Consider the following 23,634-nt stretch of genomic DNA (forward strand, 5'->3'; position numbering starts at 1 on the left):
GCCACCGATCTCCCCGTCGCGGCGACCGTCGTGCTCATGCGCGACGGGGCGAGCGGCGCGGAGGTGCTCATGCTGCGCCGCCCCGACCGGGGCTCTTTCGCGGGCGCGTGGGTGTTCCGGGCGGCAAGACCGACGACGCCGACCACGAAGGGCCGGATCGGATGCCGCAGAGCCCGCCATCGCCCGCGTCGCCGCGGTGCGCGAGACCCGGGAGGAGGTGGGCCTCGTCCTCGACGGCGCGCGCCTGCTCACCGTCTCGTGCTGGGTGCCGCCGGCGCACACGGCGCTGCGCATCCGCACCTGGTTCTTCGCCGCGGAGGCACCGGAAGGCGAGATCGTGCCGCAGCCCGACGAGGTCGAGGAGTACCAGTGGCTGCGCCCGGTCGACGCCCTCGAGCGGCACGGGCAGGGGCGGTTGCGGCTGTATCCGCCGACGTGGGTGACGCTGCACGGGCTGTCGGACCAGTCGGATGCGGCGGCGGCGCTCGCCGAGATCAGGCTCGCCGGCATCCGACGCTTCGAGACGCGGTTCCACCCGCGGCGCCGTCGACGCTGCTCTGGCAGGAGGACGGGGAGTACGGCGCGGTCGCCTCCGCGGAGGCACGTCATCGCCTCGAGATCGGCGCACTGCCGTGGGTGTACACGCGCTCGTCGCACCGCGGTCGCTGAACGGGCGGCGCCGGGACGGGGTTCGTCTTACGACGAACCGCGCGTGGTCACGTCGACTCGCTGTGCGCGCTCAGCACGGCGCTCGTCGCGGGGCCGCCGGGAGCCGCGTCCAGCAGGCGCCGCAGGTGCCCGCCCACAGCCTCCGTCTCGATGAGGAAGCCGTCGTGGCCGAAGTCGCTCGTGAGCACGACGGCCTCATCGCCGTCGAGGGTGTTCTCGATGCCGCGGGCGATGCGATGCTGGCCGTCGACGGGGAAGAGCCGGTCGGTGTCGATCCCCAGCACGAGGCTCGTCGCCGTCACACGTCGCAGCGCCTCCTCGACGCTGCCGCGGTCGCGCCCGATGTCGTGCGAGTTCATGGCCTCGACGAGCGTGAGGTAGCTGTTCGCGTCGAAGCGGCGGGTGAACTTGTTGCCGTGGAAGTCGAGGTAGCTCTCCACCGCGAACCTGCCGCCGTGGCCGAGCGGCGAGCGGTCGGACTGCCACGAACGCTGGAAGCGCTGGTTCAGCTCGATCGGGCTGCGGTAGTTGAGCAGCGCGATGCGCCGGGCGAGGGCGAGGCCGCGGTGCGGGCCCTCGCCGTCGTCGGCGTCGTAGTACTCGCCGCCGGCGAAGCGCGGGTCGATGCGGATGGTCTCCAGCTGCACGGTGTTCAACGCCACCTGGTCGGCCGTCGTCACCGGCGGGAGGAGAGCACGGCCAGGCGCGCGACGCGCTCGGGTGGGTGATCGACCACTCCAGCGCGTGCATCCCGCCCATGGAGCCGCCGATCACGGCGGCCCAGGTGTCGATGCCGAGAGCATCGGCCAGACGCGCCTGCGCGGCGACCTGGTCGCGCACCGTCAGATAGGGGAAGCGCGAGGCCCACTCGTAGCCGTCGGGGGCGATGCTGGCCGGACCCGTCGAGCCCTGGCATCCGCCCAGCATGTTGGGGGCGACCACGAACCAGCGATCGGTGTCGATCGGGGCACCGGGCCCCACGACGTCGCCCCACCAGCCGTCGGTGGGATGCCCGGGGCCGGCCTGTCCGCGCACATGGCTGTCGCCGGTGAGGGCATGGGCGATGAGCACCGCGTTGTCGCGCGCCTCGTTGAGCGTGCCCCAGGTCTCGTAGGCGAGACGGATGGCGGGCAGCTCCTCACCGCGCTCGGTGCGGAACGCCCCCGAGATCGCGAACCGGCGTGCGCCGGCGGGGTCGCCGTCGCGCCAGGCGCCGGTCGCCGGAGGGCGCGCACGCAGCAGACGCACATCGGCTTCCGTCACGGGCGCTGAGGGCACCGTGTCCTCGGAGGTCTGCCAGTCCATGCTCCCTATTCTCGCCCGGCGCGGCAGCGCCGAGTGCGAACGTTACGACACGAAGGGGAGCGTCTCGTAGACGGCGCCGTGCTGGCCGGCCAGGGCCACCGGGCGGCCGTCGACGGACTGCACGAAACGGCCCCCGGTGTGCAGGTCGGCCGGCAGCTGCGCATCGACCGCGGAGAAGTTCCCCCGTCCCTCGTTCGACAGCCACACGACCCTTCGCCCCAGGGTGCGCGAGAGCCCGGCCGCCGCCGCGGCGAAGCGCTCGCGATCCTCGCGCTCGAGGTAGAGCAGGACGGCGGTGTGCAGCAGCACGAGCGTCGCATCCGCCGGCGATTCCGCCGCGACGTCCACGAGGATCTCGCGCAGATCGCCCTGCGTGATCTCCGGAGGTTCGGATGCCGCGACCTCCGCCGCCGCGCGCAGGCGTGCCACCCGCGGGTCATGGTCGGGTCCCGGCCAGATGAGCGTGACGAGCCACTCGAGGGCCTCCGCATCGCGGACGTCGATCGGATTGAGATCGATGCCGTGCCGCCAGACGACCTCGGGGAGACGGGCGGGGAGTGAGGAGTCCTCGTCGAGACGGCAGGCGAGATCGACCGGGGAGCGGCCGTCGTCGGGATCGAGCCGATGCGCGCCCGAGGGCGCGGTGTAGTCGTAGCCGTAGCGGTCGGGGAAGAGGCAGAGGCCGGCCGAGGTGCCGACCTCCAGAAGCGCGACGGGGCCCTCGATGCGCGAGAGCTGAGGCAGGAGCGTCGCACACCGGCTGGGTTCGTTCGTCTGGGTGGCGCGCACGGAGGCGGTCTCGACGACCGCGTCCCAGTTCTCGATCAGCCACGGTCGGAAGATCTCGAAGGGGCGAGGGGAGCGGCGACCCACCGGGCCGAGGCGAAGAGGAGGTTCGCCTGCTGCATTCGGGTGGGCAGGGCGGCGATGCGACCGACGAGCTCGGGGTCCTGGGCGATCCCGGCCGCCCACTCCTGGTACAGCGGCGAGGCGCCCTGCGCCCAGTTGCGGGCGAAGTCGTCGTAGTAGGCGGCGGTTCTCGCGGCATCCGGGGTCATAGAGGCATCGTATGTCGCTGCCGGCCCCACGGGGAACAGGCGAAAGCGCGAGAACAGGACGATGCGCTGATATCGGCCTGTTCTCGCGTCTTCGCCTGTCTCGGCGTCGTCTGACGCAGGGGCGAACGGCGAAACGCGGTGACCGTCCCGAAGGAGGTCACCGCGTTTCGGCCCGGGCTTCGCCCGTACGCAGTGCGGATCAGGCGCGCGCGGCCTCCGCGACGCGGCGAGCGGCGGCCAGCGCCTGCTCGACGTCGGCCTTGAGGTCGTCGATGTTCTCCAGGCCCACCGAGAGACGCACCAGACCGGGCGTGACGCCGGCCGAGAGCTGCTGCTCGGGGGTGAGCTGGGCGTGCGTGGTCGACGCCGGGTGGATCACGAGCGAGCGCACGTCGCCGATGTTGGCGAGGTGGCTGAAGAGGGTGAGGCTGTTGACGAACTCGCGCCCGGCCTCGACACCGCCCTTGAGCTCGAACGACAGCACGGCGCCGACGCCCTTGGGCGCATACTCGTTGGCCTTCGCGTACCACGGCGAGGTGGGCAGGCCCGAGTAGTTGACCGAGGCGACATCGGCCTGGTTGTCGAGCCACTCGGCGATCTCCTGCGCGTTCTGCACGTGACGTTCGATGCGCAGCGACAGGGTCTCCACGCCCTGGATGAGGTTCCAGGCGCTCTGCGGAGAGATCGCCGAGCCGAGGTCGCGCAGCAGCTGCACGCGGGCCTTGATGATGTAGGCGAGGGCGTCGCCGACGGCCGCCGTGTAGCTGGCGCCGTGGTACGAGGGTCGGGTTCGGTCAGGCTCGGGAACTTCTCCACGTTCTCCGACCAGGCGAAGGTGCCACCGTCGATGACGACGCCGCCGATCGTGGTGCCGTGGCCGCCGAGGAACTTCGTGAGCGAGTGCACGACGATATCGGCCCCGTGCTCGAAGGGACGGATGAGGTACGGCGTCGCGATCGTGTTGTCGACGATGAGCGGAACTCCGCTGGCGTGGGCGACATCGGCGACGGAGCGGATGTCGAGCACGTTGATCTTCGGGTTGCCGATCGTCTCGGCGAAGAACAGCTTCGTGTTCGGGCGGACCGCGGCGCGCCACTCCTCGGGGTCGTCCTGGTTCTCGACGAAGGTGACCTCGATGCCGAGCTTGGCGAGGGTGTACTTGAAGAGGTTGTACGTGCCGCCGTAGATCGAGCTCGACGAGACGAAGTGGTCGCCGGCCTGGGCGATGTTGAGGATCGCGAAGGTCGAGGCCGCCTGACCGCTGGCGAGGACGAGGGCGCCGGTGCCCCCTCGAGCGCCGCGAGGCGCTGCTCGAGAACATCCTGCGTCGGGTTCTGGATGCGGGTGTAGATGTTGCCGAACTCGGCCAGCGCGAAGAGGTTCGCGGCGTGGTCGGCGCTGTCGAAGACGTAGGAGGTCGTCTGGTAGATCGGCGTGGCGCGGGCCTTGGTGACCGGGTCGGGAGCGGCGCCCGAGTGGATCTGCTTGGTCTCGAAACGCCAGGTCTCGGGTGCGGACATTGTTCCCCTTGGAACGATCGGATGCAGTCGTCACGGCGAATGCCGTTGGAGCGAGACTACGGCGACGTGGCGCCTGTCAAGAAGCCGCGGGTCATGTGACGTAACAATGGTACGGGCGGCGGTTGGCACCCTTCCCGTGTGCCGGGTGGCCGTCGTTGCGCTGTCGTCGTACGGTGGAAACCATGGCCAACAGAACTGCAGTGGTGACCGGAGCCAGCTCCGGAATCGGAGCGGCGACCGTCCGGGCGCTGCGGGCGAGCGGATGGGACGTCGTCGGTGTGGCCCGGCGGCGGACCGCCTCGAGGCGCTCGCCGCCGAGACCGGCGCACGCGCCGTGGCGTGCGACCTGACCGACCCGGCCGCGGCATCCGCCCTGGTCCAGGAGCTCGAGAGCCACGGTCCGATCCACGCCCTAGTGCACGTGGCCGGCGGCGCCCGCGGCACCGACAGCGTCGAGCGCGGGAGCACCGAGGATTGGCAGTGGATGTTCGACATCAACGTCCTCGCCACACAGCGCCTCGTCGCGGCCTTCCTCCCGGCGCTGCGCCGGGCGATCGCCGACGGCGGCCACGCCGACACGCTCTTCGTGACCTCCACCGCGGCCGAGGTGCCGTATCCGGGCGGCAGCGGCTACAACGCGGCCAAGGCCGGGGAGCGGATGCTGGTGCGCGTGCTGCGTCAGGAGCTCAACGGCGAGCCGATCCGCGTCGTGGAGGTGGCGCCCGGGATGGTCTACACCGAGGAGTTCACCCTCAACCGGCTCGGCGGAGACCAGACGGCCGCCGAGGCCGTGTACGCGGGCGTCGAGGAGCCGCTCGTGGCCGGCGACGTCGCCGACGTCATCGCCTACGCGCTCAACGCCCCCGGGCACGTCAATCTCGACCTCATCACCATGCGGCCGGTCGCGCAGTCCGCGCAGCACCTGCTCGCGCGCGGGCGCCTTCGTCCGCACAGCGACGACTGAGCGATGCCGCGCACGCTCTCGCAGCTCGCCGACGACGGCCTGATCGACCCGGGCTGGGCCCAGGCCCTCGCCCCGGTCGCGGACGTGATCGCCGGACTCGGCGACCGGCTGCGCGCGGAGCAGGCGGCGGGACGAGGCTACCTTCCCGCGGGTCCGAACGTCCTGCGCGCCTTCGCCCAGCCGCTCGACGAGGTGCGCGTGCTCATCGTCGGCCAGGATCCCTATCCGACGCCCGGGCACCCATCGGGCTCTCCTTCGCGGTCGATCGCGATGTGCGGCCGCTGCCGCGGAGTCTGGGCAACATCTACCGTGAGCTGCAGACCGACCTCGGCATCGCCCCGGCACCGCACGGCGATCTCACGGCCTGGACCCGTCAGGGCGTGCTGCTGCTGAACCGCGTCCTCACAGTCGCCCCCGGGGCCGCCGCCTCCCATCGGGGCTGGGGCTGGGAGCAGGTGACCGAGTGCGCGATCCGCGCCCTCGTCGCCCGCGACGCGCCGCTGGTGGCGATCCTGTGGGGAGGGATGCCGCGAACCTCCGCCCTCTGCTCGGCGCCACGCCGGCGGTGACCTCGCCGCATCCGTCGCCGCTGTCGGCGAGCCGGGGATTCTTCGGCTCGAAGCCCTTCTCGCGAGCGAACGCGCTGCTGCGGGAGCAGGGGGCCGCCGAGGTCGACTGGCGCGTCGATGCGCCGGCCGAAGCACCTCTACACTGATCACATGCAATTCGAGCCCGGCGACCGTCGTCGCAGGCTCCCGCGCCACCTTCGGCCCGCGCCGCCCGAGCCCGAGGGCTTCGCGTACTCGATCAGACCCGCCCGCGAGCGCGATCTGCCGCACGTCCGCGCGATCTACAACCACTACGTGACCAACTCGGTGGTCACCTTCGACGAGAAGCCGTCGACGCTGCGGTCCTGGCGCAGCAAATACACGATGCTGGCGAAACTCACGCTGCCGTTCCTCGTCGCCGAGTCGCCGAACGGCCAGATCCTCGGTTACGCGCTCGTGCAGCCCTGGCAGACCAAGTCGGCCTACCGTTACACGGTCGAGAACTCGATCTACCTCGGTCCGGGCGCCGCCGGCAAAGGGCTGGGCGCCGCGCTGCTGGGGGCTCTCATCGAGGCCTGCGAGGAGGTCGGGCTGCGCGAGATCGTCGCGGTCATCAGCGACACCGGCGCCGAGGCCTCGGTGCGCCTGCACGAGAGGTTCGGCTTCACGGAGGTGGGGCGCATGGGGCGCGTGGGCTTCAAGTTCGGGCGCGACCTGGGCACGATCTATCTGCAGAAGTCCCTCAAGCCGAAGAAGAAGCGTCGCGCGACTCCCTGACGCGTCCGGTCCCGCAGATTCACCCTTTCACCTCGGAGCAAGATGAATCTGGGGACCGAACGGGTCACGGGGAGGTGCGCGGGATCACCGGGATCGCCGCCAGCAGTGCCTTCGTGTAGTCCTCGCGGGGGCGCAGCAGCACGTCCGTCGTGGTTCCGTGCTCGACGATGCGACCGTCCTTCATGACCGCGACCGTGTCGCACAGGTGCTGGACGATGCCGATGTCGTGCGACACGACGAGAAGGGTGAGTTCCTCGCTCGCGCGCAGCTCCGCCAGCAGTTCGAGGATCTGCGCGCGGACGGTGACGTCGAGCGCCGACACAGGCTCGTCGCCGACGAGGATGCGCGGGCGGTGCACGATCGCGCGGGCCAGGGCGATGCGCTGGCGCTGCCCGCCCGAGAACTGGTGCGGATAGCGATCGGCCATCTCCGGATCGAGCCGCACCTGCGCGAGCACCTCGCGCACGCGCGCGCGCCGATCACCCGGGATTCCCAGCGCCCACAGCGGCTCGCCGACGATCTGGCCCGCCGTCATCCGCGGGTCCAGCGACGCATAGGGGTCCTGGAAGACGAGGCCGGTCTGACGACGCAGCCAGTGCAGCGAGCGTGCGGATGCCGTGGCGTCCACCTCTCGGCCGTCCACCGTCACCGTGCCCTCGGTGGGGGTGTCGAGCCCCAGGAGGAGCCGGACGAGCGTGGACTTGCCCGATCCGGACTCGCCGATGATGCCCAGGCTCTCTCCCGCGGCGACGTCGAGATCGGTCGGATGCAGCGCCGGGCGCCGTTGCGCGCGCTCGAACAGCGTCCGCCGCGGGACCGGATGGCTGCGCGCGAGTCCGCGCGCTCGGATGAGGCTCATGCGTCGCCCTCCGGTCGCCAGAGCGTGGCCGTCGCATCCCGCAGCAGCGCCCGGGTGATGGGGTGGGCGGGGGCGCTCAGCAGGGTGGAGACGGGGGCGGACTCGATCACCCGGCCGCCCTCGAGCACGACGCCGTGGTCGGCCACCTGCGCGAGTACGGCGAGATCGTGCGTGATGAACACGAGCGACATGTCCTCGTCCTCCACGAGTGAGAGCAGGAGCTTCAGGATCCCCGCCTGGATGGTGACGTCCAGCGCCGTCGTCGGCTCGTCGGCGATGAGCAGGCGCGGACGGCAGGCGAGGGCCATGGCGATCGCGGAGCGCTGGCGCTGACCGCCCGAGAGCTGATGCGGATAGCGCTCCACGATCGTCTGCGGATCGGGGAGGTTCACCCGTGCGGCCTCGGCGATCGCGCGCTCGCGGGCGGCGCGGCGGCCGAGGCCCTCGTGGATGCGCACCGACTCGGCGATCTGCCGGCCGATCGTGCGGATGGGGTTGAGCGCCGTGCGCGGCTCCTGGAAGACGATGCCGATCTCGTCGCCGCGGAGCTCGGCGAGCTCGCGGTCGGGCAGGCCGATGAGCTCGCGTCCGTTCCACCGGATGCTGCCGCCGGCCTGCGCGCCCTCGGGAGGAGGCCCATGATCGCCAGGGCCGTCAGCGACTTGCCCGAGCCGGACTCCCCGATGATCCCCACGCGCGCGCCGGCGGGCACCTCGAAGGAGACGCCGTCGAGGAGGCGGCGGCCGTCGATGTCGACGGTGAGTCCGTCCACGACCAGGCTCATGCGACCACCCCGGGACGGGGGCGGCGGCATCCGCTCCCCGGCGTCGCAGCGTGGGATCCGTCGCCTCGCGCAGTCCGTCGCCCAGCAGGTTCAGTGCGAGCACCGTGAGGGTGATCGCCAGGCCCGGCCAGATGACCGAGAGCGGGTGCAGGGTGATGTAGTTCTGCAGGTCGGCGAGGAGGATGCCCCAAGAGGGCTCGACGACCGAAGCGCCGAAGCCGAGGTAGCTCAACCCCGCCTCGGCGAGCACGGCGATCGCCATCGACCACGACAACTGGATGATGAAGACGGGGGCGACGTTCGGCAGCAGGTGGCGCACGAGGTTCTGCGTGCGGGTCAGGCCCGCGGCTCGGCCCGCCACCACGAAGTCGCTCTGCTGCACGCGGCGCAGCTCCGGCCGCGTGACGCGGGCGATGTTGACGCCGAAGCCGATCCCGACCGACCAGATCACCACCCACAGCGACCCGCCCCACACCGCCGAGATCATCATGGCGATCATCAGGACGGGGAAGGCGATGAGGATGTCCACGAGCACCGCGACGCTCTCGCGCATCCACCGCATCGTCAGCGCTCCGAGCGCCGCGAGGACGATGCCGACGACGGTGGCGACCAGGCCGGCGCCGACGCAGACGAAGACGACCGTCCGGGATCCCGCCATCACCAGGCTCAGGATGTCGCGCCCCGTGCTGTCGGTGCCGAACAGGTGGGGAGGCCCGGTGGCGCCCACCGGTTCGCGACATCCGACATCTGCGGGTCGAAGGGCGTCCAGAAGAGGGAGACCGCGGCGGTGAGCATCACGAACGCGACGACGATGAGACCGAAGCGGCCGGTGCCGGTGCGCCAGAGGCGAGGGAGCCAGCTGTTCTTCATGCCGCCTCCCGCTGCCGAGGGTCGATGAGGTGGTGGACGAGGTCGATCACGAAGCCGACGACGAGCACGAACCCGGTCAGCACGAGCAACTCGCTCTGCACCTTCACGAGGTCGCGCGTGCCGACGTCCGTCACGAGCATGCGCCCGATCCCCGGCAGCGTGAACAGTTGCTCGATGATCACCGAGCCGACGAGGATGCCGGCGACCTGGAGTCCGAGCACCGTGACGATCGACAGGCCGACCGCCGGGATGCCGTGCTGCACGAGGGCGCGATTGCGGGTGAGCCCCTTCGCGGCGGCGGTGCGCACGAAGTCCTCGCCCGCCGCCTGCAGGGTGGCGCTGCGCACGAACCGCAGGAGCATGGCGCCCTCGACGATGCCGATCGTGAGCGCCGGCAGGATCAGGGCGCGGAAGGCCCGCCAGGGCTCGTCCCACCCGGTGCGGGGAAAGCCCTGCGCGGGCAGCCATCCCAGCCAGACCGCGAAGACGACCACGAGCATCATCCCGGCCCAGATGACCGGGACCGCCGCGAGCGCCTGCGCGGTCACGCTCATCGCCGTTCCCTCCCAGCGGCCCCGCAGCATGGCCGACAGGATCCCGAAGGGCACCGCGATCAGGAGGGCGATCACGAGCGACATGATCCCGAGGGGACCGTCACCTGCGCCTTCGCCGCGAGCTCCTGACCGACCGAGGCGCCGGTGATGAGGGAGGAGCCCAGATCGCCGCGTAGCACGCCGCCCATCCAGCCGAGGTACTGCGCCACCAGCGGCTGGTTCAGCCCCATCGCCTCGCGGATCGCCTCGACCTGGGCGGGGCTCGCCTGCGTGCCGGCGATGAGCTGGGCGACGTCGCCGGGGAAGACCCGGAGGGTGAGGAAGATGATCACGCTCGACACGAGGAGCCCTGCGATCAGCAGGGCCCCCGGGTCAGCGCGTATCGGATCATCCGGCGAGGACGGTCACATCACGCAGGTCGAGGCGCGCATTGGTCAGCGCGTCGGGAAAGTCGATCACGCCGGGACGCACGGCGTTGACCGAGGTGACGGTGAACAGCCAGTCCGCGGCGTGATCCTCCGACACGATCCGTGCGGCCCTGGCCAGAAGCGCGGCCGCGGCGTCCAGGTCGGACTGGCGCAGCGCCTCGGCGTAGAGGTCCTGGACCTCGGGGTTGTCGTAGAGGAAGTAGTAGTTCGGGTTGGCGAAGTTCACGAAGTCGCGCGCCTCGGTGTGCTCCACGAAGCTCAGGTCGTAGTCCTTGTTCGTGTAGACGTCCTCCAGCCAGGTCGCGAACTCCACCACGTTCACGTCGAGGGTCACGCCGACCTTGGCGAGGTCGGACACGAGCAGACGCGGGATCGTCGTGGAGTAGTGGTTCGCGATCGTGAGGGTCAGCTCGAGGTTCTCCTGACCGGCATCGGCGAGCAGCTGGGCGGCGCGGTCGGGATCGTGGGGTGCGACCTCCGAGAGGTCCTCATACCCCGGGTCGAGCTCGGGAATCGGCCCGAAGAGGGTCTGTCCGGCGCCGAGCGCCTCCACGATCGCGTCGTGGTCGATCGCCAGGCGCAGCGCCTCGCGCACGCGCTCGTCGGTCAGAGGCGCGCGCGCGTTGTTGAAGGCGAGGGTCCCGGTGCTGGTCGTGCCGGCCTGGACGATCTCGAAGTCGCCCGAGTCGCCGAGCTGCGGCGCGAGGTTCGGGTCGACGCGCACGAGCACGTCGACGCTGCCGTCCAGAGCGGAGTTGATGCGCGCGGTGGCATCGGTGATGTAGTCGAAGACCACCTCGGCGACGCCGGCGGGCCCGTCCCAGTAGTCCTCGTAGCGCTGGAAGGTGATGGAGCTGCCCTGGCTCCAGCGGCTGAGCGTGAACGGGCCGGTGCCGTTCTCGGCGGTCTTCAGATCCGTGCGGTCGCCCTCCTGGAAGACGAGGCCCGCGCGACCGGTGAGTGCGAACAGGAAGTTCACGTTGGGCTCGCTCAGGGTGATGACGACGGTCTGCTCGTCGGGCGCTTCGATCGACTCGACGCCGGCGAAGTCGGAATGGCTGTGCAGGCCCTCGTCGGAGCGCACCTCCTCGAAGGAGGCGACGACGTCGGAGGCCTCCAACTCGTCGCCGTCGTGGAAGGTGACGCCCTCGCGCAGTGTGAAAGTGTAGGTGAGCGCGTCCTCGGAGATCTCGTAGGAGGAGGCGAGACGCTCCACGATCTCGTTGCCGCTCCGGGTGACGAGGCCTTCGTAGATGTTGTCGATGAGGATCTGCTCGAGCGCCGAGCCGTCGGTGCGCCGAATGTCGAGGTTGGTCGGCTCGAGGACGAGGCCCACCGTGAGGGTCGCGTTGCTGTCGACCTCGCCCGAGGGCGGCTCGCCGGGCTCGGCCTGGTCGCCGGTGCAGGCGGTCAACGCGAGGGCGGTCGAGGCGAGGGCGGCGATCAGAGCGAGGCGTCTGCTCGGGCGTTGCATAGGTGGTCCTCTCGGGTATGCGGGGGCGCGGCGGGGTGCTGTGGCCGCTTCGGGTGAGCGGGGTACGGTCAGTCTCCGCCGCCCGCGTGCGAGCGGATCAGCTCGGCGAGGGCGGCAGGGGCGTTCTCCTGGACGTTGTGCCCGGAGGCGACGATGGTGACGGTCGCGTCGGGCAGGCGCTCCGCGAACGCCCGGGCGTTCGCCTCGCTGACGTAGCCCGCATCGGCGCGGATGAGCGTCAGCGGGGCGCGGAGGGCGGCGAGGTCTGCCCACGCCGCGTCGTCGCGCAGCGGTGCGACGGGGGCCGGGGATGCGGTGAGCGTCTGGGCGGCGAGGTGCGCGAAGTGGTGCTTCCACTGCACGCGCCCGTCGGGGGTCACGCGGGAGTTGTGGAACACGCCGCGCTCCGTGTCGGCGCGGGCGCCGCCGAAGCCGAACGCCATCGCCCGGTCGACCATCTCGTCGCGGGAGGCGAACTCCGTGACGGCGTAGAACTCGCGCAGGGCGGAGGGGCCCGCGCTGAGGTCGATCCCGGGCGCGATGTCGACGAGCAGGAGGGCTCGTACGAGCTCCGGATGCGCGGCGGCGACGGCGGCCGAGACCAGCCCTCCCAGGGAGTGCCCGACGAGCACCTGCGGGCGGTTCGTCCATGCGCGGAGCGCGACGGCGACGTCGGGTGCGAGCGTATGCGGGGAGTAGTCGGCATCCGATCGCCAGGACGAGTCGCCGTGTCCTGGCAGGTCGAGTGCGAGAGCCGGGAGTCCGAGCAGCAGTGCGGTGTTGTCCCAGGTGTGGGCGTTCAGGCCCGCGCCGTGCACGAGGGTCACGACCGGATCGTCGGTGCCCCAGCGCAGGGCGCTGATCTCGCGTCCGTCTTCGAGGGTGAGTGTGAGTCGCTCGGCGGGGAGTTCGGCGGTGCCCAGTGCGGCTGCCTGCCCGGCGAGGAAGGAGAACTCGCTCGTGTCGTTCGTCACGTGCTCATTGTGGCCCTGCGGGGAGCGTCGTGAGAAACTAGGGAGCATAATGTCAAGAAATGGTGGGTATATGTGCAAGTAATGGTTATCAAATCTGCAACCGGCTTGTTGATATGCCTTTCCGCGGAAAGCGCGACGAGCGCTCCGGATCGGCTTAGGCTGGTGCCATGACCTCCCCGCGCGTCCATCTCTCCCGCACTGAGCCGTCAGCATACAAGGCGCTCGAAGCCTTCTCGAAGGAAGTGGGCAGGATCTGCGCGGCGGCGGGCATCGACGACCGCCTCAAGGAACTCGTGCTCATCCACTGCTCGCAGCTGAACGGCTGCGCCTACTGCACCCGCATCCACGTCGATCGTGCTGTCGCCGCCGGGGTCGATGCAGACACGCTCACCCAGCTCCCCTCCTGGCGGGAGTCGCAGGTCTTCTCCGATCGGGAGCGGGCCGGGCTCGAGCTCGCCGAGGCCTTCACGTTCATCCACGAGGACGGCATCCCCGACGAAGTGTACGACCGGGTCGGGTCGATCTTCACCGAGAAGGAGTACGCCGCCATCAGCTGGGCCTGCGTGTCGATCAATGCGTTCAACCGCATCGTGATCGCCGGGCGCTACCCGGTTCCGCCCCGGACGAAGGCGGCGGAGTGACCGTCCTCGAGATCGAGGGGCCTGGAACGTCCGCGACGTCGGCGGGATCATGGCATCCGAGGGGCGCATCCGCTCCGGCATGCTCATGCGCTCCGGGAATCTGGCCGCGGTGACGGATGCGGGCGCCGAGGCCATCCGCGGGCGCGTGCGCCACATCGTCGATCTGCGGGGTGAGCGGGAGCTGAAGAACGAGCCGACCGCGGTCACCGGGGTGACGATCACGCACCTCCCGCTCTTCTACGGGTCGATCCGTTCCTTCTTCACCGCGGATGCGACGCTCGACGAGCTGTACGGGCACATCCTCGACGAGGGCTCGGACAAGATCGTCGAGGCGATGCGGATCCTCGGCGCGGGGAGCCCACGCTCGTGCACTGCACGGTCGGCAAGGATCGCACGGGGTCACCGTCGCGCTCGCGCTGGCCGCGGTCGAGGCCGAGCGCGAGGCGGTCGTCGCGGACTACGCGCTCACCGAGTCGCAGCTGCCGCCAGAGCTCGTCCGTCGTGCACTGGGCTTCCTCCGTTCGAGTCATCCCGATGCGGTCAACATCGAGGCGCTCGCGACCAAGTCTCCGGCGCCGGTCATGCGCGCCCTGCTGGCGCGGATCGACGAGGAGTTCGGCTCCGCGGCGGGGTATCTGCGCGCGCACGGTCTCACCGCGGGCGAGCTGAACGGGCTGAGGAGCGCGCTCGTCGAAGGCTAGGAAGGTAAGGCAAGCCTTCATCGGTGATAGACTCGTCACGTTATGACGATGATCACCGAAGTCCGCACCTCCCGCGCGCAGCGCCGTGCCGCACGGCAGTCGCGCGTGCAGCACCTGGTGACCGCCGACGAGCAGTCGCTCGCTGAGCTCGAGGCCTTCCTCGCCACACTGCCGCTGTGCGCGACCGGCCGGGTGTTCATCGAGGTTCCGGATACCGAGTCGATCAGTCATGTCGACGCCCCGGCACGCATGACGGTGACCTGGCTCGCACGTTCGCGTCGCTCGGGCTCCCCGGCACCGGGCAGGCCTGCGGTCGCGGCATGGCCGTGGCACGTGCCACCTGCGCCTGGGCCGATGAGATGCTCTGCGACGAGGCGGGTGCCCAGACGCAGGTGACGCTGCTGGGCGGCTACCTCGGCACCGCCGACATCATCGAGCACCTCACCGAGAAGACCGGCGTCGCCGCCGAGCGCATCCACGCCCCGGAGAGCTTCGGCCTGCTCCCCAGCAACTCCTGAGAGCCCGGCCCTTCGGAGGATCCGGCTCGCTCGCTCAGCGAGCCGACCTCGTGCGCGGAACGTAGTTGCCGTCCTCCAGGCCCGCCTCGATCTCGAAGCGGTTGCGCAGCGGATCGCGCCCCGCCGCCAGGTACAGGAGCGGCATGAGGAAGCCGTAGCGCAGCCACTGCTGCTTGTGCACGGCTTCGTGCCGCAGCACCGCGTCACTGGGGGCGGCCTCGCCGGTGAGGAAGCAGGCGCCCACGCACTGCCCGCCGCGCATGTAGGTCCCGCGCGGCATCCCCCGGAACACCAGCAGCCCGTGTCGGCGCTCGACCTCGCCCGTGCTCCACAGCGTGCCCCAGGTCCAGCCGATCGCGGTCGCCCACAGATAGCCCAGCCTGCTGAGCGGCGAGCGCAGGAGGAAAGAGGGGATGCGCCGGTCGAAGCGGCGCCCGCGCGCCAGGATCTCCTCGGCATCGCGGCGCCACTCGGTGTCGGTCACGCCAGGGCTCCGACCAGCCGCAGGAGCGACCCCAGGTCGTCGACGGCGTCGACGGGGAGCGTGGAGCGAAGCCGGCGATCGTGGCGCCGGCCAGCGGCATCCGTTCTCGCAGCGCCTTGATCGTCGCGCTCAGCGCCGCCACAGTCGCGCCGAAGGGCGCCGGGCTGGAGACCCCGCCGAACTGACCGGGGTCGAGCACGTCGACGTCGACGTGGATGTAGACGCGGGAGGCGCCGGTCGCCGACACCGCCTCTGCCAGCGCCCCGGGGCGGTGAGCGCGTCGGCGGCCAATCGTGTCAGGGGAAGACGGTTCAGGGCGTCCTCCTCACCCGGGTCGATCTCGCGGGCGCCGACGAGCACGACGCGCTCGGCGTCGATGGCGGGGGAGAGCGTGAGACCGGGCGCGCCCTCGCCCAGGACGGCCCGCAGGGCCATCCCGGAGAACGCCCCGGAAGGGGAGCTCTCGGGCGTGTGGAGATCGGGATGGGCATCGCACCAGACCACCGCGACGTCGTCGGTTCCGCCCGGAAGCGCCGCGAGAGCGCCGACCGTGATGCCGCAGTCGCCGCCGACGACGATCACCGGTTCGTCGGCGTGCTCCTGCAGGGCCTCGCCGATGAGCGTCCGTGTGCGCTCCAGCGCGCTCTTGCGCAGGACGCCGCTGCCGAGCGACTCACCGGCCTCCAGCGGCACGTCGAGGATGTGGGTGGCCGCCCGCGGCAGGTCGCCGGCGATCGCGGTGGCGCCGTCGCGGAGCAGCATGGCGCGGGCCGCGGGCGACCCCTGCCACTGCGGGACGATGAGGAAGCGGGTCATGGGAGGTTCTCTTCAGATCATGCGGACGGCTCCCGGCCGTTGAGCGAGTCGTGGAGCGAGGGAACGGAACGGGGTGACTCACCACGTTCCGACTCGGTCGCACGTCGCACACCCTCGCTCAACGACCGGGAGAGACGACTCGCGCGGCGCGAGGCCGCGGGAGGGTCAGTCCTCGATCGCGGCCTGCGTGGGCCCGCCGGCCTTCAGCTCGGCCAGCCGCGCCTCGACCTCGGTGAGCTCGCCGAGATCCTCCAGGCTCTCGAACTGGGCGTCCAGGCTCGATGCGGCCAGCTCGATCTTGCCCTGGGCGAGCGCTTCCTGGCGACGGACCTTGTCCTCGAAACGACCGAGCTCGCTGGTCGGGTCGAGCACATTGATCGACGAGATCGCGTCCTGCACCTTGGTCTGCGCCTCGGCGACCTTGGCGCGCGAGAGCAGCTCGCTGCGCTTGGACTTGAGCTCCTCGAGCTTGACCTTCATCGTGTTCAGGCCGTCCTTGAGCTTGTCGACGACCTCGGTCTGGGCCGCGATCGTCGGCTCGGCGCTGGTGGCCTCGCGCTCGGCGGAGATCTGCCGCTGGAGTGCGATCTTCGCGAGGGAGTCGAACTTGTCGGCGTCGGCCGTGTTGCCGCTCGTGCGCAGCTCGTCGGCCTTCTTGCTCGCGGCGAGCGCCTTGTTGCCCCACTCACGGGCCGACTGGACGTCTTCCTCGTGGTCGCGCTCGAGCAGGCGCAGGTTGCCGATCGTCTCGGCGATGGCCGCTTCCGCGTCGGCGATGCTGTTCGTGTAGTCACGCACGAGCTGGTCGATCATCTTCTGCGGGTCTTCCGCCGAGTCGATGAGCGCGTTGATGTTCGCTCGGACGAGGGTCGAGATGCGACCGAAGATGGACTGCTTTGCCATGGTTGGTTCCTTTCGTGGACGGATTCTGTTGTCGTTGAGTCGTGTGGTCAGAAGCGGCCGCCGCTGGAGCTGGAGCGCCCGCCTCCGCCCGAGCTGGATCGTCCGCCTCCGCCGCCGAAGCCGCCGACGGAGAAGCCTCCGCCGCTGGAGCTGGAGCGGCTGCTGCCGGAACTGCCGAAGAGGCCGCCGCCGCTGCTTCCCAGCTGCTGCCTCCGCCGCGGCCGCCGGTGGATCGGCCGATGAGGATGCCGCCGAGCAGGGCGCCGAGCGTGTCGTCCTGGCCGCCGCCGCCCCAGGATCCGCCGCCGCCCAGGAGCCAACATCGTACTGGGCCTGGCGGAGCGCTTCGCTCGCGAGCGCGTCGGCGCGCTGGGCGAGGGTGAGGGCGCGCACCGGATCCGCCTCGGCGAGCCGCCCCGCCTCATCGCGACTGCTCCTCGCCTCGGCCAGACGGGTGCGGGCGCGCGATTCGACGGCGCCGCGGCGGTTCAGAATGAAGCTCTCGGCGGCGGAGAGCTGGGTGTCGGCGCGCTGCAGAGCGCCGGCCAGCAGGCTGCGCGCGTGCGCGATCTTCGCCTGCTCGTCTCGCACGCGCTGGACGATCTGATCGATCGAGGTGTTGGCGGCTTCGAGGATCCGCAGCGCTTCGACGGGGTCGCGACCCGTGTCGCCGAGCATGGCCTGTGCCCGCGCGAGATGCTGCCGGGTGGCGTCGATCGCCTGTGCGACGGCGCCGTCGGCGTCCGGAAGCGCCGCCGCTGTCTGCAGATCCTGCTGGAGGTCGGCGACGAGGGCGGCGCTGCGGTCCTCGGCGTCTTTGAGGTCGTTCGCCAGATGCTCCACGGCGTCCTCGAGCTGGGTCGCCTGCTGCACGGCGCCCTCGGCGGCGCGGATCGATACCGCGGCGTCGCCGGTGCGGCCCTCTACGATCGCGTCGTCGGCGGCGTGGATCTGCTCGTCGGTGAACGACATCCGTACGCGCGCCTGTGCCGGGTTGTCGGCGACGGCAGAGATCGCAGCCGGAACATACGCCGCGGTCAGCCGAGCGAGGATCTGATCCGCCCGGTCGATCTCGGCACCGGCGGCCGCCCGGAGCGCCCGCACGTTCTCAAGAGCGGCGGGTGCGCTCTGCTCGAGCTCGCGCAACTCGTCGAAGTCGGCCTTGCGTTCTTCGAGCGACTCCGTGGACTCGGAGCAGAGCGCAAGGATGCGCGTGTTCCAGTCCCTGCGTTCCTGGTCGCTGTCGGGGATCTCGTCATCGAGCTTCTGCTTGAGCGAGAACGCCTCGTTGAGGTCTGTGCGCGCGGTCGCCAGCGCCGTGACGAACTCCGCGATCACCTCGTCGCCGAACTGCGCGCGGGCGTATTCCAGCTCCTGTTCGCTGGACCGGACGAGGTCGTCGGTGCGTACGAGGGCGATGTTCGCCTGCTGCGCCAGTTCGGCGATCTCGGATTCCCGCTTCGCGTGCTCGGCGGCACGTCTGCGCGCGCGGCGGAGGAGCAAGACGACGACGATCACGGCCACGGCGACCGCGACGACGATGCCGATGATCGCCCACGTCCGCGCGTCGCGGGCCGGACCGTCGATGAGGATGTCCTGTATCTCGGCCGCGGCGGCGTTGATCGCCCCTGCCCAGTCGTCGTTCCCGAGGGACGGCAGCATCGCGTTGGTGACCTTCGTCCGGTCGGCGGCCGAGAGCAGACCGTCGGCGCCGTTGATCGCGAACATCCGGGCATCGGTCGCGATGCCGATGAGGTACTGATGGTCGGCGAGACCGTTGCGTTCGGCGGTCTCCGAGACCCAGGCCCGGTCGTTCGCAGGAGTGGTGAACTCGGGAACGAAGACGAGGAACAGGTCGACGCCCGTGTCGCGTGCCAACTGCGCCAGTCGCTCGTCGCCGGCGGCTTCCTGCGCCGGTGTGAGCACGTCGCTCACGTCCGTGATGTAGGTGCCCGGACTCAGCGGGCCGGGGTCGGTCGCGGGCGCCGCCGTCGCCGCCCAGCCGGGAGCGAGGAAAGCCCATACGATGCCGATCGCGATCACCCAGCGAGCCCGCATCCCGCTCCCTCCGCTCGAACCGGCAACCCCACGGCACGAGTCTATGCACAGCCGCCGACGCGCGACAGTGCGGCCTCGCAAACGCCGTTCGCGGTGCGCGGAACGATCGTCGTTCGCACATACGCTGAGAGGCATGCACGACAGGTACGGATCCGATGTGCTCGCGCCCGGGTGGCGCGAGCGCGCCGCGAAGGTCGTCCCGCAGGTCCCCGCCGAGGTGGATCTCGTGGTCGAGGTCGCCGAGGACGGCTTCTGCGGGGCCGTGACCAAGCGCGAGGGCGGCCTGGTCGAACTCGAGGACTTCCGCGGGAAGCGGCGCCTGTTCCCGATGGGGCGCGGGTTCCTCATCGACGGCGAGCCCGTCGAGCTCGTCGCGCCGGCGGTGGCGCAGGCCGCGCGAGGGCGCACGGCATCCGGATCCTTCGCGGTCGCGGATGCGCGGGCGCGCACGGCGCTGCCCAGCCGCATCCTCGTCGAGGGACGGCACGATGCCGAGCTCGTCGAGAAGGTGTGGGGCGATGACCTGCGGATCGAGGGCGTCGTCGTGGAGTACCTCGAGGGCGTCGATCTGCTGGACGATCTGCTGCGCGCCGAGCCGCCCAGCGCCGAGCGCCGCTATGGTGTGCTCGTCGACCACCTCGTGCCCGGGTCGAAGGAGTCGCGGATCGCCCAGGCGATCGAGCGCGGACCTCACGGGCGTTTCGTGCGGATCGTGGGGCATCCCTTCGTGGACGTCTGGCAGTGCGTGACCCCGGCTGCTCTCGGCATCCGAGCCTGGCCCGAGATCCCGCGCGGCACCGACTGGAAGACCGGCGTGTGCCGGGCGTTCGGCTGGCCGGCATCTGATCAGGCCGACATCGCCCATGCCTGGAAGCGGATCCTCGGTCGGGTGGGGTCGTTCCGCGACCTGGAGCCGGCGCTCCTGGGTCGTGTGGAGGAGCTGATCGACTTCGTGACGGCTCCTCCCGCTCGCTGAGCGAGGGCGCGCGGTGACCCGGGACGCGCGTTCCCGATCCGGGATGCGCGTTCCCGCCCTGACTCGGAGGGGCCGCACGTGATCGACGTGAGAGCGGGCGAGATCGGCCCCACGCACGCTGCGCTCACCGATATCGGTCCGATACGCACTGCACTCACCGATACCGGTCCGATGCATGCTGCGCTCACTGACGCCGTTGAGGCTCGTTCGTTCGGGCTCGTTGGTTCAGTCTCGTCGGTTCAGGCGGCGACATCGACGGTCGACGTCGGGGCGCGGAAGCGTTGCGGGGCGGACCGATGTCGCCCCAGAGATATCGCCGCGACAGCCGTGGCGCGAGAACGATCGGCGACGCCGAGGGATGGTCCTCGGCGGATGCAGGAGGAAGTCCTGGGCGCCGCCTCGCGTGATGCGCCATCCGCCGTGGTGAAGCTGCATGTGGTGGAATCGGCAGAGCAGGATGCCGCGATCGATGTCGGTGCGCCCCTGATCTCGGTCGAACTGGTCGATATGGTGGGCCTCGCAGTAGGAGGGCGGTCGGTCGCAGCCCTTCCATCGGCATCCGCCGTCGCGGATCGCCAGCGCGATGCGCTGCTTCGAAGAGAACAGGCGTTGCTCACGACCGAGGTAGAGCGGGTTGCCGTCGTGGTCGAGGTGACACTCGGTGGTTCCCGATTCGCATGCGTGCTGCGAGAGCACCCACGCCGGAAGAGCCGTGCCGTCGTCTTCGGCGATGCCGATCGCGGCACCGCCGCTCGTGGCCGCCTGCTGGGCCTCATGGGTGATGATGAGCCTCACGCCGGCCTGCCGGCTGCCGAAGACGTTCTTGGCGTCGGCGAGTATGCCGGCCTTGAGGATGTCGATGATGAGGTCGTAGGCGAGCTGGTTGTTGTCGCGGGTGTCGGCGACGAGTTCTTCGGCCCGCACCTTCTCTTCGCGATCGACGAAACGGGGCCGCCGCGTCGGGGACGCAGCGCGGCGCCGATCGCGCTCGACAGCCACAGCGCCGCATGATCGTCGAGCACCATTGACGCGCGGTGCTGACCGTGCTCATCGACCCATTGCCGGAACGAGCGGTTCTCGAATCGCTGCGCATAGCGACGCTCCGCGCCCTCGGGTCGAGCTGATCGCGCAGCGCTCGCGCGGCGCGCCCGAGCTCTTCCACCGTGCGGTGCGCGGCCTCGTCGATGAGCTGTTCTGCCGCCAAGGACCACGCTTCGCGGGCCGCAGCGTCAGCGGCAGCACGCGTGGCGACTTCATCGATCGAGGCAGCGGAATCATCGCCCGCACCGCTCGCCTCGGTCACCGGCGGCTCGCCCAGCCCTTTCCGGATCGCGTGGTGCTGCTCCGCCGAGATCCGCTGCGCGGTGATCGCGCGACCGAGCGGTGCATGCCACGGCTCGGTCGCGCGCGCAGCATCGTGCATCCCGGCAGCCGGTTCACCCTCACCCGCCGCTCCGGTGTCGGGCGGCGAGCCGACCGGCGCGGCAGCGGCACCGCTGCTCTCCAAGAGAGTCGCTCCGAGCTGCACCTGCTTGGCCGCCTCGGCCCGCGTCGTTCCGGTGAGATCTTGCAGTAGCGAGGCGGCGCTGCGGTGCCCGCGTGCCTGCGCGAGCCCGGCGTGCCCATGCCGACGGCTCGACCGCGCGCTGATCACACCGCTGGCTGCCGCCCGCACGATGCCTGCCAGCTTCGCGAGCTGGTCTGCCTCGGCGAGAACCGCCACCACCGCATCGTCGTCGAGCGCTGCGACCACTTGTGTAACGGAATCGACCTCTGCCCCGCCAGCCGCGCGCGCAACCCCTCGAGGGAGTCGGCGATCGAGGCGAAGAACGTCATACGTCAAGACTCTCAGTGACCACCGACATTCGAACGAAGTTTCGACCGCATGAGTATCACGAAAAGATAACGGATGTCGTTGGCCTTTCAGAGCGTGAGACGCGAGGCGCCAGCGTGGACATCGCCGACATGATCTCAGTCCGCCCGGTGACGAGCGAGTGGACCCCTGCCTGCCGAGGCGACGCAGAACGAGGTCGCATCCGCCGTGAACGCGTGCGTTGCTCGCTGCTCACGTGCGTCGAGAAGGAGAGCCGGGAGCGAGCGGACCGGCTCCGGCACCCGGTACCCTTGACCCATGCCCGAACCGCGCACCTTCCGCGATGAACCCGTCTCGTTCGTGCGCCGCAGCGGTCGGATGTCGGAGGCCCAGGAGCGCGCCTTCACCGATCTCGCTCCGCACTACCTGCTCGACGTCCCCCGCGACATCGCGTCCACCTCGGTGCACCCCGAGGCCCGGCTCGACCCGGCATCCGAGTACGGACGCGAGGCGCCCCTGATCGTGGAGATCGGCTCCGGACAGGGCCATGCGATCGTCGCGGCTGCTGCCTCCCGCCCCGGCGACGACTTCCTCGCCGTCGAGGTGTTCCGGCGGGCCTGGCCCGCACGATGCTCGACGCAGACAAGGCGGGCGCGCGCAACCTTCGGCTCGTCGAGGCCAACGCTCCGGAGGTGCTGCAGAGCTTCCTGCCTCAGGGCGCGGCATCCGAGGTCTGGATCTTCTTCCCCGACCCTGGCACAAGAAGCGCCACACGAAGCGCCGCATGGTGCGCGAGGGCTTCGGCCCTACCGCCGCCCGCGCCCTGCGCGACGGCGGCGTGCTGCGACTGGCGACCGACTGGGAGGACTACGCGCTGCAGATGCGCGCGGTGCTCGATGCCGAGCCGCTTCTCGAGCGCGCCTTCGAGGGGAGTGGGCCGAGCGCTACGAAGGGCGGATCATGACCGCCTTCGAGCGCAAGGGGCTCGCCAAGGGGCGCGACATCCGCGATCTGACCTACCGGCGGAAGCCGCGCACAGGCGATGGGCCGAGCGACCACGAGGAGCCGGCATGAGCCACGCCGAGGTCGCCGTAGAGCGCCGGGTGGGCATCGGCCTGATCCCCGCGGTGCTGGTCTGTCTCGCCGCTCCTGCGCTGTTCGTCCTGGAGATCTCGTGGCTCGGGTGGCTGCTGCTCGCGGCCGGCGTGGGCGGAGCACTGCTGATCGAGAGACAGCGCGCGACGGCATCCGACCCTCCCTCACCCGCGACCTCGCGCTCATCGCGATCGGCATGCTCATCGTGAGCCTCGTGCCGCTGGCAGCCAAACTCGACAACCTCGCCTTCCTGCGGTTCACCCTCGCCCTCGGCGGGCGGTCGTGGTGCCCTACGTGATCTCACGCTTCGTCTTCCGTGACCGGGCGATCAGCTTTCCGTGGCGGGGAGGCGGCCGCTGGGGCGCGCTGCACTGGGGCTGGCTCGTGGGCGTGCTCGTGCTCGGCTGGCTGATCCTGCCGTTCTACTTCATCACCTCCGGCGTCTACCAGAACTGGCCCGTCGTCGACACGCCCGACCTCATCGCGCGCCTCTTCGTCGGCGTCGGCGCCGTCGGCATCTGGGACGAGCTGTTCTTCATCTGCACCGTCTTCGTGCTGCTGCGCCGGCACTTCCCGGATGCCGTGGCGAACGTCCTGCAGGCGACCGTCTTCGTGTCGTTCCTGTGGGAGCTGGGCTACCGCGAGTGGGGCCCGCTGCTGACGATCCCCTTCGCGCTGCTCCAGGGCTGGATCTTCCTGCGCACGCGATCCCTCGCCTATGTCGTCACCGTGCACCTGCTCTTCGACGCGGTCGTCTTCGCCGTGCTCGTGCACGCCCACAACCCGGGGATGTGGGAGATCTTCCTGGTCTGAGGCCTATCAGCGCTCGTGCTGCGCACGAGCGC

The 23,634-nt window shown here is 70.5% G+C and carries 16 protein-coding genes and 14 pseudogenes; 14 read left to right on the forward strand and 16 right to left on the reverse strand.

Features of this window, described 5'->3' with window-relative positions; translation table 11 throughout:
• The first annotated feature begins 196 nt into the window (after positions 1–196).
• Positions 197–823, forward strand: a complete 627-nt coding sequence (locus tag KAE78_RS11670) for an NUDIX domain-containing protein (RefSeq protein WP_223170945.1) — start codon at positions 197–199, stop codon at positions 821–823.
• On the opposite strand, the pseudogene KAE78_RS19845 reads toward KAE78_RS11670, so the two are convergent.
• From KAE78_RS19845 to KAE78_RS11695, 4 genes and pseudogenes are all read right to left on the reverse strand, one after another.
• A pseudogene (locus tag KAE78_RS19845) lies at positions 717–1,974 on the reverse strand (homoserine O-acetyltransferase). The gene KAE78_RS11670 and the pseudogene KAE78_RS19845 sit on opposite strands and share 107 nt — an antisense overlap.
• 42 nt (positions 1,975–2,016) lie before the next feature.
• Complete coding sequence (locus KAE78_RS11690) at positions 2,017–2,847, reverse strand: DUF2332 domain-containing protein (protein WP_262927651.1); 831 nt, start codon at positions 2,845–2,847, stop codon at positions 2,017–2,019.
• The gene (locus KAE78_RS17845) at positions 2,799–3,032 is read right to left on the reverse strand and encodes a DUF2332 family protein (protein ID WP_262927652.1); all 234 of its coding nucleotides are present in this window, start codon (positions 3,030–3,032) and stop codon (positions 2,799–2,801) included. The genes KAE78_RS11690 and KAE78_RS17845 overlap by 49 nt, the downstream gene beginning before the upstream one ends.
• A 199-nt stretch (positions 3,033–3,231) precedes the next feature.
• Positions 3,232–4,552: pseudogene (locus KAE78_RS11695) on the reverse strand (bifunctional o-acetylhomoserine/o-acetylserine sulfhydrylase).
• Positions 4,553–4,734: 182 nt separating this feature from the next.
• On the opposite strand from KAE78_RS11695, the pseudogene KAE78_RS11700 reads away from it, so the two are divergent.
• The 3 genes and pseudogenes from KAE78_RS11700 to KAE78_RS11710 all read left to right on the forward strand — a co-directional run bounded on the left by KAE78_RS11700 (position 4,735) and on the right by KAE78_RS11710 (position 6,841).
• Positions 4,735–5,516, forward strand: a pseudogene (locus KAE78_RS11700) (SDR family oxidoreductase).
• 3 nt (positions 5,517–5,519) lie between these two features.
• A pseudogene (locus KAE78_RS11705) lies at positions 5,520–6,231 on the forward strand (uracil-DNA glycosylase).
• A gap of 4 nt (positions 6,232–6,235) precedes the next feature.
• Positions 6,236–6,841 (forward strand): GNAT family N-acetyltransferase, encoded by a 606-nt coding sequence (locus KAE78_RS11710; protein WP_223170947.1) that lies wholly within the window; start codon positions 6,236–6,238, stop codon positions 6,839–6,841.
• Positions 6,842–6,905: 64 nt separating this feature from the next.
• Here KAE78_RS11710 and KAE78_RS11715 read toward each other — a convergent pair whose 3' ends face one another.
• From KAE78_RS11715 to KAE78_RS11740, 6 genes and pseudogenes are all read right to left on the reverse strand, one after another.
• Entirely contained in the window at positions 6,906–7,700 is a 795-nt protein-coding gene (locus KAE78_RS11715; protein ID WP_223172481.1) for an ABC transporter ATP-binding protein, read from the reverse strand.
• Positions 7,697–8,484, reverse strand: a pseudogene (locus KAE78_RS11720) (ABC transporter ATP-binding protein). The gene KAE78_RS11715 and the pseudogene KAE78_RS11720 overlap by 4 nt, the downstream one beginning before the upstream one ends.
• 16 nt (positions 8,485–8,500) lie before the next feature.
• Positions 8,501–9,354 (reverse strand): annotated as a pseudogene (locus KAE78_RS11725) (ABC transporter permease); the annotation flags it as partial.
• Positions 9,351–10,299 (reverse strand): annotated as a pseudogene (locus tag KAE78_RS11730) (ABC transporter permease). The pseudogenes KAE78_RS11730 and KAE78_RS11725, both read right to left, overlap by 4 nt.
• Positions 10,296–11,810 carry an ABC transporter substrate-binding protein gene (locus KAE78_RS11735; RefSeq protein ID WP_223170948.1) on the reverse strand — a complete coding sequence of 505 codons (1,515 nt, stop codon included), beginning with the start codon at positions 11,808–11,810 and terminating at the stop codon, positions 10,296–10,298. The pseudogene KAE78_RS11730 and the gene KAE78_RS11735 overlap by 4 nt, the downstream one beginning before the upstream one ends.
• Positions 11,811–11,878: 68 nt before the next feature.
• Positions 11,879–12,784, reverse strand: coding sequence for an alpha/beta fold hydrolase (locus KAE78_RS11740; RefSeq protein ID WP_223170949.1), 906 nt, complete (start codon positions 12,782–12,784; stop codon positions 11,879–11,881).
• 167 nt (positions 12,785–12,951) lie between these two features.
• Here KAE78_RS11740 and KAE78_RS11745 point away from each other — a divergent pair, with 167 nt between their 5' ends.
• The 5 genes and pseudogenes from KAE78_RS11745 (at position 12,952) to KAE78_RS18825 (ending at position 14,644) form a co-directional block, all read left to right on the forward strand.
• Positions 12,952–13,425: a carboxymuconolactone decarboxylase family protein gene (locus tag KAE78_RS11745; RefSeq protein WP_223170950.1), complete on the forward strand. Its 474-nt coding sequence runs from the start codon at positions 12,952–12,954 to the stop codon at positions 13,423–13,425.
• Positions 13,426–13,474: 49 nt separating this feature from the next.
• Positions 13,475–13,717: pseudogene (locus KAE78_RS17850) on the forward strand (tyrosine-protein phosphatase); the annotation flags it as partial.
• Positions 13,695–14,126 (forward strand): tyrosine-protein phosphatase, encoded by a 432-nt coding sequence (locus KAE78_RS11750; RefSeq protein ID WP_262927653.1) that lies wholly within the window; start codon positions 13,695–13,697, stop codon positions 14,124–14,126. The pseudogene KAE78_RS17850 and the gene KAE78_RS11750, both read left to right, overlap by 23 nt.
• A gap of 48 nt (positions 14,127–14,174) precedes the next feature.
• A complete protein-coding gene (locus KAE78_RS11755; protein WP_317451773.1) occupies positions 14,175–14,522 on the forward strand; it encodes an SIP domain-containing protein in 348 nt (115 codons plus the stop codon).
• A complete protein-coding gene (locus tag KAE78_RS18825; protein WP_317451774.1) occupies positions 14,519–14,644 on the forward strand; it encodes a hypothetical protein in 126 nt (41 codons plus the stop codon). The genes KAE78_RS11755 and KAE78_RS18825 overlap by 4 nt, the downstream gene beginning before the upstream one ends.
• A 34-nt stretch (positions 14,645–14,678) precedes the next feature.
• Here KAE78_RS18825 and KAE78_RS11760 read toward each other — a convergent pair whose 3' ends face one another.
• From KAE78_RS11760 to KAE78_RS11775, 5 genes and pseudogenes are all read right to left on the reverse strand, one after another.
• Entirely contained in the window at positions 14,679–15,128 is a 450-nt protein-coding gene (locus tag KAE78_RS11760) for a Fe-S oxidoreductase (RefSeq protein ID WP_223170951.1), read from the reverse strand.
• A 118-nt stretch (positions 15,129–15,246) separates the two neighbouring features.
• A pseudogene (locus tag KAE78_RS18830) lies at positions 15,247–15,375 on the reverse strand (arginase family protein); the annotation flags it as partial.
• Between the two features lie 83 nt (positions 15,376–15,458).
• Positions 15,459–15,944: pseudogene (locus KAE78_RS18835) on the reverse strand (arginase family protein); the annotation flags it as partial.
• Between the two features lie 165 nt (positions 15,945–16,109).
• On the reverse strand, positions 16,110–16,847 hold the full coding sequence (locus KAE78_RS11770) for a PspA/IM30 family protein (protein WP_223172482.1): 738 nt from the start codon (positions 16,845–16,847) through the stop codon (positions 16,110–16,112).
• Between the two features lie 1,653 nt (positions 16,848–18,500).
• Positions 18,501–19,040 (reverse strand): annotated as a pseudogene (locus KAE78_RS11775) (TPM domain-containing protein); the annotation flags it as partial.
• On the opposite strand from KAE78_RS11775, the gene KAE78_RS11780 reads away from it, so the two are divergent.
• The gene (locus tag KAE78_RS11780) at positions 19,039–19,881 is read left to right on the forward strand and encodes a DUF3097 domain-containing protein (protein WP_223170952.1); all 843 of its coding nucleotides are present in this window, start codon (positions 19,039–19,041) and stop codon (positions 19,879–19,881) included. The pseudogene KAE78_RS11775 and the gene KAE78_RS11780 sit on opposite strands and share 2 nt — an antisense overlap.
• Positions 19,882–20,106: 225 nt before the next feature.
• On the opposite strand, the gene KAE78_RS11785 is transcribed toward KAE78_RS11780, so the two are convergent.
• Positions 20,107–20,805: an HNH endonuclease signature motif containing protein gene (locus KAE78_RS11785; protein WP_223170953.1), complete on the reverse strand. Its 699-nt coding sequence runs from the start codon at positions 20,803–20,805 to the stop codon at positions 20,107–20,109.
• A gap of 244 nt (positions 20,806–21,049) precedes the next feature.
• Between KAE78_RS11785 and KAE78_RS11790 the strand changes: the two genes are divergently transcribed.
• From KAE78_RS11790 to KAE78_RS18850, 4 genes and pseudogenes are all read left to right on the forward strand, one after another.
• Positions 21,050–21,457, forward strand: a complete 408-nt coding sequence (locus tag KAE78_RS11790) for a hypothetical protein (RefSeq protein ID WP_223170954.1) — start codon at positions 21,050–21,052, stop codon at positions 21,455–21,457.
• Between the two features lie 615 nt (positions 21,458–22,072).
• Positions 22,073–22,297, forward strand: a pseudogene (locus tag KAE78_RS18840) (tRNA (guanosine(46)-N7)-methyltransferase TrmB); the annotation flags it as partial.
• 26 nt (positions 22,298–22,323) lie between these two features.
• Positions 22,324–22,658 (forward strand): annotated as a pseudogene (gene trmB, locus KAE78_RS18845) (tRNA (guanine(46)-N(7))-methyltransferase TrmB).
• 106 nt (positions 22,659–22,764) lie between these two features.
• A pseudogene (locus tag KAE78_RS18850) lies at positions 22,765–23,602 on the forward strand (CPBP family intramembrane glutamic endopeptidase).
• Positions 23,603–23,634: the final 32 nt, after the last annotated feature.

The organism is Microbacterium sp. NIBRBAC000506063 (genome assembly GCF_017968845.1).
GTDB lineage: Bacteria > Actinomycetota > Actinomycetes > Actinomycetales > Microbacteriaceae > Microbacterium.